The sequence below is a fragment of the Flavobacterium cutihirudinis genome, from assembly GCF_003385895.1.
In the GTDB taxonomy this organism is placed as follows: Bacteria; Bacteroidota; Bacteroidia; order Flavobacteriales; family Flavobacteriaceae; genus Flavobacterium; species Flavobacterium cutihirudinis.
Genome location: NZ_QRDQ01000007.1, coordinates 424,674 through 439,012, shown reverse-complemented (window position 1 = coordinate 439,012; position 14,339 = coordinate 424,674). Strand labels below are relative to the sequence as shown.

Here is a 14,339-nt window from a genome sequence, read left to right as displayed (position 1 = left end):
TCTACATATGAAACTAATCATCAAAAGCGCCAAAATTATCGACTCAAAAAGTCCGTTTCACAATCAGACCGTTGATCTTTTAATTGCAGATGGTTTAATAGAAAAAATAGGGGTTTCACTTCCAAACGATGATGCTGAAGTAGTAAGATTTGATAATCTTCACATTTCTCAAGGCTGGTTTGATAGCAGCGTCTCATTGGGCGAGCCAGGTTATGAAGACAGAGAAACTATTGCAAACGGATTAAACGTTGCTGCAAAAAGCGGTTTCACGGCCATTGGTTTGCAACCTAACTCCTACCCGATTATTGACAATCAGTCTCAGGTAAATTTTGTGAAAAATAAAGGTAACGGTTTTGCAACTGAAATCTTCCCTATCGGTGCTTTAACAAAAGCAAGTGAAGGAAAAGATATGGCAGAGCTTTTTGACATGAAAAAAGCCGGCGCGATAGCTTTTGGAGATTATAACAAAAGTATCGACAATGCCAATATCCTGAAAATCGCTTTACAATATGTACAGGATTTTGATGGTTTGGTTATTGCTTATTCGCAAGATCCTAACATAAAAGGAAACGGAGTTGCCAACGAAGGAATTGTTTCAACACGATTAGGATTAAAAGGAATTCCAAATTTAGCAGAAGAGTTGCAAATCTCAAGAAACTTATTTCTTTTAGAATACACGGGAGGAAGGCTTCATATTCCGACTATTTCAACAGCAAAATCAGTAGAATTAATTAGAGAAGCCAAAGCAAAAGGCTTAAATGTAACCTGCAGTGCATCTGTTCATAATTTGGTTTTAACCGATGAGAAACTGGACGGTTTTGATACACGTTTCAAAGTAACACCGCCATTAAGAACTGAAGTTGACAGACAAGCTTTGCTAAACGGAATTGCAGATGGAACTATCGACATGATCACTTCTGACCACAATCCGATTGATATCGAATTCAAGAAAATGGAATTTGATATGGCAAAAAATGGAACTATTGGTTTAGAAAGTGCTTTTGGAGCTCTATTAACGGTTTTACCTGTTGAAACTATTGTTGCGAAATTAACTTCGGGAAGAGCCATTTTCGATTTGGAAAATAATACAATTGAAGAAGGTGCAAAAGCTAATTTCACTTTGTTTACAACCGAAGGAAAATCAACTTTTACGAAAGAAAATATTCTTTCAAAATCTAAAAATTCTGCTTTCTTAGGAACTGAAATTAAAGGTTCGGTTTACGGAATTTTAAATCAAAATCAAATCGTTACAAAATAATAAAATGAATAATTCAATCGAAGAAGGAAAATCAATTGCTATTACAAGTTACATCCTTATTATTGGTGTTTTAATTGCAATGAGCATGAATTCTGAAAACAAAAACAGTTTTGCTTCTTTTCATATTCGTCAGGCTTTAGGTTTATCTTTAACCTTTATTTCTTTCGGAGCCATTATCAGCAATTTTGATAGTTTTTTTATCACTTTCCCAATGTGGATTTGTATTTCAATTCTATGGACTTTTGGTATTTTTAATGCGATTCAGGGTCAGACGAAACCAATTCCGTTAGTTGGAAATCTTTTTCAAAAATGGTTTAAATCGATAGGATAATCAAATCCAAAAAAATAAATTCCAAATTCCAAGAACTTTGTCAAAGTTTGCATTTTTGACAAAGTGAAAAATTCACAATTCACCATTTACAATTCGCAATTAAAAAATGAACCTATCTTTAGAATACAAAATAAGAGAACCAAAAGTAATTTTAGACAAAAATCCTTTATTGCTTTTATTGCATGGATATGGAAGCAATGAGGCCGATTTATTCTCTTTTGCATCTGAACTTCCTGATAATTATTACATTATTTCTGCAAGAGCACCTTATGATTTGCAATATGGAGCTTATGCTTGGTATGCTATTAATTTTGACGCCGATCAAAACAAATTTTCAGATAACGAGCAGGCAAAGATCTCTCGTGATATAATTGCTACTTTTATCGATGAATTAATCGCTAAGTATCCTATTGACGCTAATAATGTAACTTTAATTGGGTTCAGTCAAGGATCGATTCTGAGTTATGCTACAGCACTTTCATATCCTGAAAAAATTCAGCGAGTAGTTGCGATGAGCGGTTATTTTAATGAAGAAATCATCAAAGAAGGTTTTGAGAAAAATGACTTTAAAAACTTAAAATTCTTTGCTTCACACGGAACTGTTGATCAGGTTATTCCAATTGATTGGGCTAGAAAAACACCAGCAATTTTAGAAAAACTAAATATTCCTGTTACTTACAAAGAATATCCTGTTGGACACGGAGTTGCTCCGCAGAATTTCTTTGATTTTAAGAATTGGCTTTTGAGTTAGTTTTTCTTTTCAAAACATAATTTACAGCAATTTAATCGTTAATAAAATGAGCACTACAAAACTTGAGAATCCTGCATTAATTTTAATTGATATTCAAAAAGGTTTTCACGACGTTGCTTATTGGGGAGGTGACAGAAACAATATAAAGGCAGAAGAAAAATCTAGCGAGCTTTTAGAAATATGGAGATCCAAAAAACTTCCAATTTTTCATGTGCAACATTGTTCCTCAAATCCCAATTCAATCTTAAACGAAACCAATTCAGGAAATGAATTTCAGGATATTGTAAAGCCTCTTGAAGGCGAAACTATTATTAAAAAAAATGTGAACAGCGCTTTTATAGGAACCAACCTAAAAGAATTAATTGATAATGCTGCTATCACAAATTTAGTAATTGTTGGCTTAACAACAGATCATTGCGTTTCTACAACAACAAGAATGGCAGGAAATTTTGGATATACGGCTTACGTGATTTCAGATGCAACAGCAACTTTCAACAAAAAAGGATTAAACGGAGAAGAATTTTCTGCAGAACTTATACATCAAACCGCTTTGGCAAGTTTAAACGAGGAATTTGCTCAAGTTGTTACTTCCGATTTTATTAAAGAAATTGTTTAATTTTCAGCCGCAGTCGCAGTTTCCAATTTGGAACTATACTTCAAGTTTTTAAAGTTTAAATATTGGAAACTGCGGCTGCGACTGATTATTATTCTCCTGTATAAAGTATCTTTCCGTCTTTCTTCAAAACATATCCTTTCCACGGAATTAACTGCCAATCACCATTCGTCCAAGAATCGCCTTCAGATTTTCTTTCTAAAATGATAGATTCTTTTTGCGTGTCTAAAAATAGTTCTGCTTTATTTCCGTCAAAGATTACATATGATGCCGTTGTATAAGTTTTCCCGTCATCATAATGCGACAATTTTGTTCCTTCAAAAATTCGAATACATTCTTTCTTAAGCTCTGACCAGGTATAACCGGCAGAAGCTTTACAGCCATGAACATCAGAATCAGCTCCAACTACAGTTTCTTTTGCTGAATCTTTTTTAGGTTCTTGCGAATTGGTGTTTTCCGTAGAAACTTTCTTTGCGCAAGACAATGCAGTACTTACAATCATTACGATCAAAATCATTTTTTTCATAATCCTATAGTTTAAATTGAGCAAAAAAAATAGGATTAAAAAATCCTATTTTTGATATAACAAAGTTTGATTTACTTCAAAAGTAATACTTTCATCGTCATTAACAAAGTATTTTAACAAGACTTCTCCCCATAAATCAGTGTTATTGTAGTCAGCAATAATCCATCTGTGATTTAGAATTTTTACTTTATTGATGATAAATTTCTTTCCACCCATTACATCCTGACCAGTATATGGATTCCCATTAGGATTGGCATTCAAGTCTAATAATTTTTCAGTCACTACCGGAATTAATTTTTCGTACAGAATAACTTTTCCGCCGGAAGCGCTGTTATCAAAATAATTTTGTGCGTTTTCATTATGCTCTAATGAAAAATAATCAGCGTCGGCTAATTTTGTGGTAACCAAATTAATACTATCTCTTAACTTTTTTGTTGTTTTATCATATCTTTCCTGCTGAAACTTTAATTCGCCACTGTAAAACGAATAAGTAAAAAGGTTCATTAATATCGCAAGGATAAAAAGATAAAGCATTAAGGATTTTTTCATTTTGTGGTATAATTAAATTGTAATTTCTAAATTATCATAAGCCAGATATACATTTTCAGGAAGCGTTTTTTGTACTTCTTCGTGAAAACCTAAAACATGACTTATATGGGTAAGATACGCTTTCTCAGGTTTTACAAGCTCAATAAAATCAAGCGCTTCCTGAAGATTAAAGTGCGTATCATGCGGTTCGACACGCAAAGCATTTACCACTAAAACTTTTAAATTTTTAAGTTTTTCAATTTCGGCACCTTCTATTGTTTTTACATCTGTTAAATAGGCAAAATCGTCTATTCGATAACCAAATACCTGCAGATCGCCATGCATTACATTAATGGGAATAGCAGTTTTGTCTCCAACCGTAAAAGGCTTGTTGTTGATAACTTCGATTGTCTTAACACTTGGCGCGCCCGGATATTTGTTAACCGTTTCGAAAACATACTCAAAACGTCTTTCTAAATTATCAATGACACGCTGATGCGCATAAACAGGAATTTCTCCCTGTCTGAAATTAAACGGGCGAATATCATCCAGACCAGCTGTATGATCAGCATGTTCGTGTGTAAATAAAATAGCATCGAGTTTTCGGCACCCGCAAGAAAGCATCTGCTGACGGAAATCCGGGCCGCAATCTATAACATACGAATGCTCATTCCACGTTATCCAAATAGAAACGCGGAGCCTTTTATCCTTGTGATCAGTGCTTTTGCAAACGGGATGATCGACTCCAATAATCGGAATGCCCTGAGAAGTACCAGTACCTAAAAAATAGACCTTCAATTGAACTTAATTTTTTTACAAAAATAGGATTATTTCTCTTTCATTAGAAGCCTAATTTGCTAACTTTGTAACAAATCTATTTAAAATAAAATGGGTACAGAAATAAAACTCAAAGGTGACAAGGTCATCGAACAGATTCCTTCCATAAAAGACAAAGCGTTACGCATTAACTTAAACGAAAATATTTACGGAACATTTGCTGAAATTGGTGCTGGACAAGAGACCGTTAGGCATTTTTTCAGATCAGGCGGTTCCTCTGGAACAATTGCAAAAGCAATGTCTGCCTACGATAAAGATTTTAGTGATGCCGTTTATGGAATTGAAAAAGATGGACGATACGTTACCGAAGAGCGATTAAAAAAAATGCTTACGCTGGAAGGTCAAATTATTGAAGAGCGTCTTAGCAGAGAGAAACATCCTACGAAACTTTTTTTTAGTTACGCCAATACGGTTGCAACTATAGATTTTGCCAAACAATTTAAAGGTCACGGTTGGGTTGGAATACGATACCAAATTGAACCTGACGAAGCTTACAACGAAATTATACTTCATATTCGTTTTAAAGAAACAGATGCACGATTACAACAAGAAACATTAGGAATTTTAGGTGTAAACTTAATTTACGGTGCTTTTTACAAATACAATGATCCAAAACGTTTACTGCGTTACTTATACGATCACCTTGACAAAGATCAACTAGAAATTGATACTATAAACTTCTCCGGTCCGCGTTTTGCTCATGTAGATAATCGTCTGATGAGTTTACAATTAGTAAAAAATGGAATGACAGATGCGGTAATGTTTAATCCGGAAGGAAAAAACGTTTTGCCAGCTGCAGTTTTATACAAAAAGAACCTTCTTGCTTTTAGAGGAAGTTTTCGTCCGGTTACGAATGTAAATCTCGATATGTATGAGAAATCATTAAAGATGTTTCTGGAAGAAAACAAGGTCGAAAAAGACAATACACTGGTAGTTTTTGAAATTACACTTTCGAATTTACGTTCTGATGGTGAAATCGATGAGCGTGATTTTATGGATAGAGCCGAATTACTTTGTTCACTTGGTCAAACTGTAATGATTTCGAATTTCCAGGAATATTATAAAGTGGTTGAATATTTCTCTAATTATACCAAAGCCAGAATGGGATTGGCAATGGGTGTAAATAACTTGGTTGATATTTTTGATGAAAAATACTATCGCCATTTAAGTGGTGGTATTCTTGAAGCTTTCGGGAAATTATTCTACCGCGACATGAAAGTATTCTTGTACCCAATGTTAGGTGAAAACGGAGAAATTATAACATCTGACAACCTAAAAGTTCATCCTAGAATGAAAGAATTATACAAATTCTTTAAATTCAACGGAAAAGTAGTCGATATTAAAGATTATAATCCAAACATATTAAATGTATTCTCTCGTGAAGTATTGAAAATGATCGGTCAGGGAAAAACTGGCTGGGAACCAATGCTTCCTTCTGGAGTTGCAGAAATCATAAAAGAACATCACTTGTTTGGATATCATCCGCAGAAAGAATTAGAACAAAATTCATAAAAAAAAGTCCCTTATTTGGGACTTTTTTTTTAGTTTTCAGTCGCAGTCTTCAGTTCTGACAATAACTGAAAACTATTTCAAGATTTACGGTGCGATTCTTTTTTAACGCAAAGTGCGCAAAGTTCGCAAAGCTTTGTATCGATTAAACTTTGAGAACTTTTGTGTTTTTGATAAAAAACAACTTTAAAAAAACTTAGCGCACTTTGCGTTAAAAAAACATTCCAAAAAACTGAAAACTGAAAACTGAAAACTGCGACTGAAAACTATTTCAAAATCTGATCAGCGTGTTCTTTAGTTTTTACTTTTTCGATTACTTCTTCAATGATTCCTTTTTCATCAATAACAAAAGTGGTTCTGTGGATTCCGTCGTATTCTCTTCCCATGAATTTCTTTGGTCCCCAAACTCCAAAAGCATTAATTACCGATTTATCTTCGTCAGCTAATAATGGAAATGGCAACTCATACTTTTCTTTGAATTTAACTTGTGCTTTTTGACTATCAGCGCTTACTCCAAGAAGTTCGTAATTATTTGCCTGAAAACGGTGAAAATTATCTCTTAAATCACAGGCTTCAGCTGTACATCCTGGTGTGCTTGCTTTTGGATAAAAGAAAACTACTAATTTTTTTCCTGCGTAATCTGCTAATTTATGCGTTTTTCCTTCCTGATCTACTCCGGAGAAATTTGGAGCTTTGTCACCTGCTTTTAATGTTGTCATATCTTTTATTTTAGATTGTTGATTTTAGATTTAAAACAAAGATAACTCACAACTTTTAACTCATAACTCATAATTCATAATTCTTTTCATGCCCCAGATTGTAGTGAAAACCCCGGAATTATGGCAGTTTGCATTTTTTGTGTTTAAAAAGCGACCAGCGGAAGCTCTTTTAAACACTTAAAAATGTTACTGCTATAATGAGGAGTTGAAACGGAAAGCTGGATTAGGCACATCATTAAAATTATTACTATTTTTACAGGATTAAAAATACGGAAATGAACAAAGAAGCTCGCGTACAATTTGTTATAAACACATTAAAAGAACTCTACCCTACAATACCAGTCCCTCTTGATCACAAAGACCCTTATACTTTATTAATTGCAGTTTTGCTTTCGGCACAATGCACTGATGTTCGTGTGAATCAAATAACACCTTTATTGTTTGCAAAAGCTGATAATCCGTATGACATGGTTAAAATGTCTGTGGAAGAAATTAAGGAAATTATCCGTCCTTGCGGATTGTCTCCAATGAAATCAAAAGGAATTCATGGTTTATCTGAAATTTTAATCGAAAAACACAATGGCGAGGTTCCTCAGAGTTTTGAAGCCCTTGAAGCTTTGCCGGCCGTAGGCCATAAAACAGCAAGTGTTGTAATGTCTCAGGCTTTTGGTGTTCCGGCTTTTCCGGTCGATACGCATATTCATAGGTTAATGTACCGATGGAATCTTTCTAATGGAAAAAATGTGGTTCAGACCGAAAAAGATGCCAAAAGATTGTTTCCAAGAGAAATTTGGAACGACCTGCATCTTCAAATTATTTGGTATGGTCGTGAATATTCGCCTGCTCGAGGCTGGAGCCTTGAAAAAGATATCATCACAAAAACTATCGGTAAGAAATCTATCATAGAAGAAATGGAGAAATCTTTAACTCTTGCAAAAAAATAAGGCACAAAGAAAATCCTTTGTGCCTCTGTAACTCTATTCCTTTCCGCCTATAAAAAGCTACATTTTAGCTTTCAATGCATTGTATTCACTTGTCATATCAAGCGATCTGTATACTCCTAAAAGCGTTTTGGTTACATCTTCATTTTTTGGTTCAATGCTTAATGCTTTTTGAAGATACGGAATTGCACTTTTTGTAATATCCTCTCTCTTAGCATTTAATTTCTCATATTCTTGCATTTCTTTTGCACTTGTTCCTAAATTGGCAATCTGATCTGCGATATCTTTTTTCATTTGTAATCTCAAATATGCCAAATTAACATAAGCATCAATGTTATTCGGGCTCAGTTCTAAAACATAATTATAAATTGTTTCTGCTTTATTATAATCTCTTTTCTCCAAGTAAGCATAAGCCAGATTACTATTAACCTCTACTTTTTTCGAAGGAACAGATTCTGTTCTTGGTTTTTCATAAAATCCTTCCTGAATAGCGGCGTCTCTTGCTTTTGGAGAAACAAAGACATCTTCTTCTTTTGTTTTTTTGTTAGTAGCGTAATAACGCACACCTTTTCCGGAATAATTTTTCTTCTTAAGCTCTTCATAATATCTAACTGCAGAATCGTAATCTTTTGCATTTATAGATGATGCAGCTGCATTCAATAAGTTTATTGTATCTTTTTTATCAAACAGATACACCTTATAACTTTTTTCGGCACTTTCTTTAAATTTTCCAGCTTTAAAATCAGTCATTGCACCATTTACAAGACTCGCTTTCATATCTTTTAGAGCGATATTTGCTTTTACTGTAAACTTAAATTTACCAGATTCATTTTCATATAAAAACACATCCTGATACGCTTCTGATGCTAAAGTAAAATTAGTCGCAGCATCAATATTTTTAACAGCAAGGTCTTTCAAAACATTTCCTTTCAGAAAGTAAAAATCGGACTTATCTTCATCCGGAGCATTAATAATAAGGTATTCTGTCTTTTTTAAGATAGCTAAAGCTTCCTGCGAATTTCCTTTATCATAAAGTCCTTGAGCTTCTTTTATTTGCGCTTTTTGAGCATACGCGCCAACATTTATCAATACGATTGATAAAATTAAAAATTTTATTTTCATTGTAGATTGAGTTTGATTAGTTAGATAGATTAAGGGTTCTTTACTATGCAATTTTGGTTGTCTGCCAAGTAAAATAGCAGAATTGCATTTTCTAACATTCTCTATTTCGAGAAATTAAAAAAAGATCAAACTGAAAATTAATTAGTGTAGTTTTTTCTCATATTAAATACTTTATTTTGAATTAAACTTATTTTCTTTTCTATTTATAAAAAACACTATTTTAACAATAATTACACTGTAAATCGTAAAATTGTAAGTGTATCAATACAAACAATATAATTATTTCTCTAAAATAGAATTAAAAATTGAATACACAATAAAATACTAATAATTTTTTATTAAAAGCTTAACTTTCTGATAAGCTAAAAGAAAAAAAACATATCTGCAAAATAAAAAAGCTCACTATTTATACTTGCGTACGAATAGTGAGCTTTTTACCAAAACGACCATTTGGTATTCTTTTTAAAACATCCGATAAATAAAAATGGGATGTTTAATTAGCTATAATTTCAAAACTTTTATTTTCAATCTTCACAACTGTCAAAGCCTGTGAATAATTTAATAAAAAAGAAACTACTTCTTTTTTAGGTTTCAAGTCTTTTGAAGCTAATGCTTTTTTAGAGTAAATTTTTGCCATTTATGATTAAGTTTATACTTAGTATAACGGCTTAATACTCAAAATAGTATTAGTTGGTTAAAATAATTTGATGTTTATCAATTATTTTTCTCAAATTCATTAAAGCATAGCGCATTCTGCCTAGTGCAGTGTTAATACTTACATCTGTAAGTTCTGAAATTTCTTTGAAACTCATGTCCTGATACATACGCATTAACAGCACTTCTTTCTGATCTTCAGGAAGTTCTTCGATTAGTTTTTTAAGATCGACCTCTACTTGTTCTGCAATCATTTTGCTTTCTATAGTAAGGGAATCATCAGACATGACAGAGAATATAGAAAACTCTTCAGTTTCTCTGTACATTGGCATTTTTTTGGTTTTGCGAAAGTGATCTACAATTAAATTATGAGAGATACGCATTACCCAAGGCAAAAATTTACCTTCTTCGTTATAGGAGTTACTTTTAAGGGTTTTAATAACCTTAATAAATGTGTCCTGAAAAATATCATTTGAAATATCTCTATCAGCAATCTTTGAATATATAAATCCATATATTTTAGACTCGTGCCTTTTAATTAATGTCGAAAGCGCCGCTTCGTTGCCCTCAACATAATTTTTTACTAATAGAGCGTCTGGAATATGCAGATCAGCCATAATACTACTTTTTTAGTTTTAATAATTTGGAGTAATTTTCTAAAAAGTAATTTTATGATATAGGCTTCTCTTTTTTTGGTTATGTTAATATTGTGATCAAATTTAACAATTTTTAATTTTAAAAAGCAAATTATATTAAAAATAATTAACAATAAAAACTTAAAAATGGTACACTTTATTTAAATTTTATCGACTAAGTGAGTTAAAACTTCAAATATTAAGAGATTCTATTACTGAAAAATAAATTTCAAACATCTAAAAAACAACTACTTATGTAATTATTTTATTGTTAATGAAATTTTTCAAAAACAAATTTATCGGATAATTTACACCTTAATCGTTTTTTAAATAGCTTATAGAAGACTTATAAAAGGTGTTTCTTTTTTTATGAAAAGACTTTTCAGTTTTCTTTTTATACTTAATCACTATTTATTTATTCGAAGTTTCGCATTGATTTTTTGCGATGAATTCTGTTAAGATTTGGAACAATGTCCTTTACTAAACTCAACTCAAAATTGATTACTTTTGTAAAAATTGACTTTTTTATGCAAATTGATCTTTCTAAGCTCGACCCGAAGCAAAATATAATCATAAAAGGTGCCCAGGTACATAATTTAAAAAACGTAGATGTCGCAATTCCGCGAAACAAACTTGTTGTCATAACGGGGCTGTCAGGATCAGGAAAATCGAGTCTGGCTTTTGACACTTTATATGCCGAAGGACAACGCCGTTATGTTGAAAGTTTATCATCGTATGCACGTCAGTTTTTGGGACGTTTGGATAAACCAAAAGTAGAATATATTAAAGGTATCGCTCCCGCAATTGCTATTGAACAAAAAGTAAATACCACAAATGCGCGATCTACGGTTGGAACTTCTACTGAAATCTACGATTATATTAAACTTTTATTTGCCAGAATTGGAAGAACATATTCGCCAATTTCTGGAAAAGAAGTCAAAAAAAATACTGTAAGCGATGTTATTCTTGAGGTAAAAAAACTGGATATCGATAGTAAATGGCTTCTTCTTGCGCCAATTCATCTTGAAGAAGGCAGACAAATTGAAGACAAACTAAAAGTACTATTACAACAAGGTTTTGCACGTATATTAGTCGAAAATGAAATGGTCAGATTAGATGAATTTTCTCCGAAAAACATTCATCAGCTTGATAACAAAGACATTTTATTGATTATTGACCGTATCGTTGTTAAAGAAGAAGAGGAATTCTATAACCGTCTTGCAGATTCTGTACAAACTGCCTTTTTTGAAGGAAAAGGGATTTGCTTTTTACAGGAAGTTGGCACAGACAAAAAATTCTCATATTCAAATAATTTTGAGTTGGACGGAATTACATTTCTAGAACCAAATGTTCATTTGTTTAGTTTCAACAATCCTTACGGTGCCTGCCCAGTTTGCGAAGGGTACGGGAATATAATTGGCATTGATTCCGATTTGGTTGTGCCTAATACTTCATTATCTGTTTTTGAAAGTGCTATTTATCCTTGGCGCGGCGACAGTATGAGTTGGTACAAAGATGAATTGGTAAAACATGCCTACAAATTTGATTTCCCAATTCACAAACCTTATTTCCAGTTAACGGAAGATCAAAAGGATTTGATTTGGAAAGGAAATCAGTATTTCCAAGGATTGAATGATTTCTTTAGAGAACTTGAAGAGAAAAATTACAAAATACAAAACCGTGTAATGCTCTCACGTTATCGCGGAAAAACGAAATGTCACGCTTGCCGCGGAAAACGCTTGCGCGAAGAAGCATCGTATGTCAAAATTGGCAATAAAACCGTTTCCGATTTAGTTGATCTTCCAATTAAACATTTAGTTACTTTTTTCAAAAATCTGGAATTAAATGTATACGAACAACAAATTGCAAAACGATTACTAGTTGAAATTAATAATCGTTTATCCTTTTTAACAGAAGTCGGTCTTGACTATCTTACACTTAATCGAAATTCATCTACCCTTTCCGGAGGAGAATCGCAGCGTATTAATCTTGCAACTTCACTTGGAAGTAGTTTAGTTGGTTCGATGTATATTTTGGATGAACCAAGTATCGGACTACATCCTAAAGATTCTGAACGTTTGATAAAAGTCCTGTTATCTCTACGTGATTTAGGGAACACCGTAATTGTAGTAGAGCATGACGAAGACATTATGAAAGCGGCAGATATGATTATTGATATTGGTCCGGAAGCGGGAACTTTTGGTGGAAAATTGGTTGCTCAGGGTTCCTATGCAGAAATTCTAAAATCGGATTCACTTACTTCTAAATATCTGAATGGTGATTTAGAAATTTCTGTACCTAAGAAAAGACGAAAATTCAAAAATCATATTGATATAATTGGAGCTAGAGAAAACAATCTAAAAAATATAAATGTTACATTTCCGCTGGAAGTGTTAACTGTGATCACCGGAGTTTCTGGTAGTGGAAAAAGTACCCTTATCAAGAAAATTTTGTTTCCCGCCATGCAAAAGAAACTTGAAAATGCAGGAGAAAAAGCGGGACAATTTACTGAAATATCAGGTTCTTTTTCGCAAATCAAACACATTGAATACGTAGATCAGAATCCAATTGGAAGAAGCTCAAGATCTAATCCGGTAACATATATTAAAGCATATGATGATATTCGTGATTTGTATGCTAAAGAAAAGTTATCCAAAATTAGAGGTTATCAGGCCAAACATTTCTCTTTCAATGTTGATGGAGGACGCTGTGAAACCTGTAAAGGAGAAGGTTCTATAAATGTTGAAATGGTTTTCATGGCCGATGTTTCTTTGCCATGTGAAACTTGCGGTGGAAAAAGATTTAAGAAAGAAATTTTGGAGGTCAATTTCGACAATCAAAACATCAACGATATCTTAACTATGACAATCGATGATGCCATTGCTTTTTTTGAGAAAAACAAACAGACAAAAATCATTCAGAAACTACAACCACTTCAGGATGTCGGATTGGGATATGTACAACTAGGACAATCATCTTCTACTCTTTCTGGCGGTGAGGCACAACGTATTAAATTAGCTTCGTTTTTAGTAAAAGGAGCAACAAAAGATAAGGCGCTATTTGTTTTTGACGAACCTACCACCGGACTACATTTTCACGATATAAAGAAATTATTAGCATCTTTTGATGCTCTTATAGAAAAAGGACATTCAATAATTGTTATTGAACACAATCTGGATTTAATAAAATGCGCGGATTGGATTATTGATCTTGGCCCCGAAGGTGGTGAAAACGGAGGGAATCTATTAGCTTCTGGAACTCCTGAAGATATTGCAAAAGTAAAAGAATCCGTTACCGGAGTTTATTTAAAAGATAAACTTTAATTAGGCTTTAAGCTGTAGGCAGTAAGCTGTAGGCTCTTGCCTTTAAGGCTTATTAATAAAAGATTAGACCAAAGAATAAAAAAAATAAAAAAAAAACAGCCATTAAAATGGCTGTTTTTTTTTTAGGCTGATTTTGCTTATAGTTTACAGTATAAAGGCGAAAGCTTTAAGCTACTAAACATTTTTCTTCAAATGGACAACCATCCTCATCGATGGCAACTAAAATTTTTCTTTGCTTTGACGCTTCCAACGTTAGATAAAGCCATGCAAACGACCACAATCCCAAGGTCAAGCAAAAGATAATAAAATTCAAACCATGATTGACTACTTTTCCTCCCTTTGAAAGTACAGCGAAAAGCATTTCATCATTTCTTTCTTCCAATGTAAATCCGTTATGAACTTTGTTCGATATCATATTAGAAAATACTTGTAAGCTTTGTTCTTGACTAAGTTGATTGTTTTTCATAATCTTCAATTAAATTCATTAATCTGATACTACTTCAACTACAATACTTTCCATTTTCTCTGAAAAGCATTTCAATCTATTTAAACCTCAATATTTTCACTTTATTGTATTATAATAAGAAATTTA

15 protein-coding genes are annotated in these 14,339 nt (G+C 32.9%); 7 read left to right on the top strand and 8 right to left on the bottom strand.

The genetic code is table 11. The features are described 5' to 3' along the window. Nucleotides 1-7 precede the first annotated feature (7 nt). The 4 genes from BD847_RS01865 to BD847_RS01850 all read left to right on the top strand — a co-directional run bounded on the left by BD847_RS01865 (nt 8) and on the right by BD847_RS01850 (nt 2,956). Nucleotides 8-1,258 (top strand): dihydroorotase, encoded by a 1,251-nt coding sequence (locus BD847_RS01865; protein WP_115886566.1) that lies wholly within the window; start codon nt 8-10, stop codon nt 1,256-1,258. Between the two features lie 4 nt (nt 1,259-1,262). Beyond that, nucleotides 1,263-1,589, top strand: coding sequence for a hypothetical protein (locus BD847_RS01860; RefSeq protein WP_115886565.1), 327 nt, complete (start codon nt 1,263-1,265; stop codon nt 1,587-1,589). A gap of 106 nt (nt 1,590-1,695) precedes the next feature. Continuing rightward, complete coding sequence (locus tag BD847_RS01855) at nt 1,696-2,340, top strand: alpha/beta hydrolase (RefSeq protein WP_115886564.1); 645 nt, start codon at nt 1,696-1,698, stop codon at nt 2,338-2,340. Nucleotides 2,341-2,386: 46 nt separating this feature from the next. Continuing rightward, on the top strand, nt 2,387-2,956 hold the full coding sequence (locus tag BD847_RS01850) for a cysteine hydrolase family protein (RefSeq protein WP_115886563.1): 570 nt from the start codon (nt 2,387-2,389) through the stop codon (nt 2,954-2,956). A gap of 88 nt (nt 2,957-3,044) precedes the next feature. Here BD847_RS01850 and BD847_RS01845 read toward each other — a convergent pair whose 3' ends face one another. Genes BD847_RS01845 through BD847_RS01835 form a run of 3 tightly spaced genes read right to left on the bottom strand, consistent with a single transcriptional unit; the run spans nt 3,045 to nt 4,805 of the window. Beyond that, nucleotides 3,045-3,479: a hypothetical protein gene (locus BD847_RS01845; RefSeq protein ID WP_244201541.1), complete on the bottom strand. Its 435-nt coding sequence runs from the start codon at nt 3,477-3,479 to the stop codon at nt 3,045-3,047. 45 nt (nt 3,480-3,524) lie between these two features. Further along, nucleotides 3,525-4,028 (bottom strand): hypothetical protein, encoded by a 504-nt coding sequence (locus BD847_RS01840; RefSeq protein WP_115886562.1) that lies wholly within the window; start codon nt 4,026-4,028, stop codon nt 3,525-3,527. A 12-nt stretch (nt 4,029-4,040) separates the two neighbouring features. Beyond that, on the bottom strand, nt 4,041-4,805 hold the full coding sequence (locus tag BD847_RS01835) for an MBL fold metallo-hydrolase (protein WP_115886561.1): 765 nt from the start codon (nt 4,803-4,805) through the stop codon (nt 4,041-4,043). 90 nt (nt 4,806-4,895) lie between these two features. On the opposite strand from BD847_RS01835, the gene BD847_RS01830 reads away from it, so the two are divergent. After that, nucleotides 4,896-6,356, top strand: coding sequence for a TonB-dependent receptor (locus BD847_RS01830; RefSeq protein ID WP_115886560.1), 1,461 nt, complete (start codon nt 4,896-4,898; stop codon nt 6,354-6,356). Nucleotides 6,357-6,619: 263 nt separating this feature from the next. On the opposite strand, the gene bcp is transcribed toward BD847_RS01830, so the two are convergent. After that, a complete protein-coding gene (gene bcp, locus BD847_RS01825) occupies nt 6,620-7,072 on the bottom strand; it encodes a thioredoxin-dependent thiol peroxidase (protein ID WP_115886559.1) in 453 nt (150 codons plus the stop codon). 275 nt (nt 7,073-7,347) lie between these two features. Here bcp and BD847_RS01820 point away from each other — a divergent pair, with 275 nt between their 5' ends. Then, the gene (locus tag BD847_RS01820; RefSeq protein ID WP_115886558.1) at nt 7,348-8,016 is read left to right on the top strand and encodes an endonuclease III domain-containing protein; all 669 of its coding nucleotides are present in this window, start codon (nt 7,348-7,350) and stop codon (nt 8,014-8,016) included. Between the two features lie 57 nt (nt 8,017-8,073). On the opposite strand, the gene BD847_RS01815 is transcribed toward BD847_RS01820, so the two are convergent. From BD847_RS01815 to BD847_RS01810, 3 genes are all read right to left on the bottom strand, one after another. Beyond that, nucleotides 8,074-9,135: a tetratricopeptide repeat protein gene (locus BD847_RS01815; protein WP_115886557.1), complete on the bottom strand. Its 1,062-nt coding sequence runs from the start codon at nt 9,133-9,135 to the stop codon at nt 8,074-8,076. A 493-nt stretch (nt 9,136-9,628) separates the two neighbouring features. Further along, complete coding sequence (locus BD847_RS20770; protein ID WP_167443809.1) at nt 9,629-9,772, bottom strand: hypothetical protein; 144 nt, start codon at nt 9,770-9,772, stop codon at nt 9,629-9,631. Nucleotides 9,773-9,821: 49 nt separating this feature from the next. Then, nucleotides 9,822-10,406 (bottom strand): RNA polymerase sigma factor, encoded by a 585-nt coding sequence (locus BD847_RS01810; RefSeq protein ID WP_115886556.1) that lies wholly within the window; start codon nt 10,404-10,406, stop codon nt 9,822-9,824. 545 nt (nt 10,407-10,951) lie between these two features. Between BD847_RS01810 and uvrA the strand changes: the two genes are divergently transcribed. Continuing rightward, complete coding sequence (gene uvrA / locus BD847_RS01805; protein ID WP_115887318.1) at nt 10,952-13,747, top strand: excinuclease ABC subunit UvrA; 2,796 nt, start codon at nt 10,952-10,954, stop codon at nt 13,745-13,747. A gap of 166 nt (nt 13,748-13,913) precedes the next feature. Here uvrA and BD847_RS01800 read toward each other — a convergent pair whose 3' ends face one another. Continuing rightward, a complete protein-coding gene (locus BD847_RS01800; protein ID WP_115886555.1) occupies nt 13,914-14,213 on the bottom strand; it encodes a hypothetical protein in 300 nt (99 codons plus the stop codon). Nucleotides 14,214-14,339 lie beyond the last annotated feature (126 nt).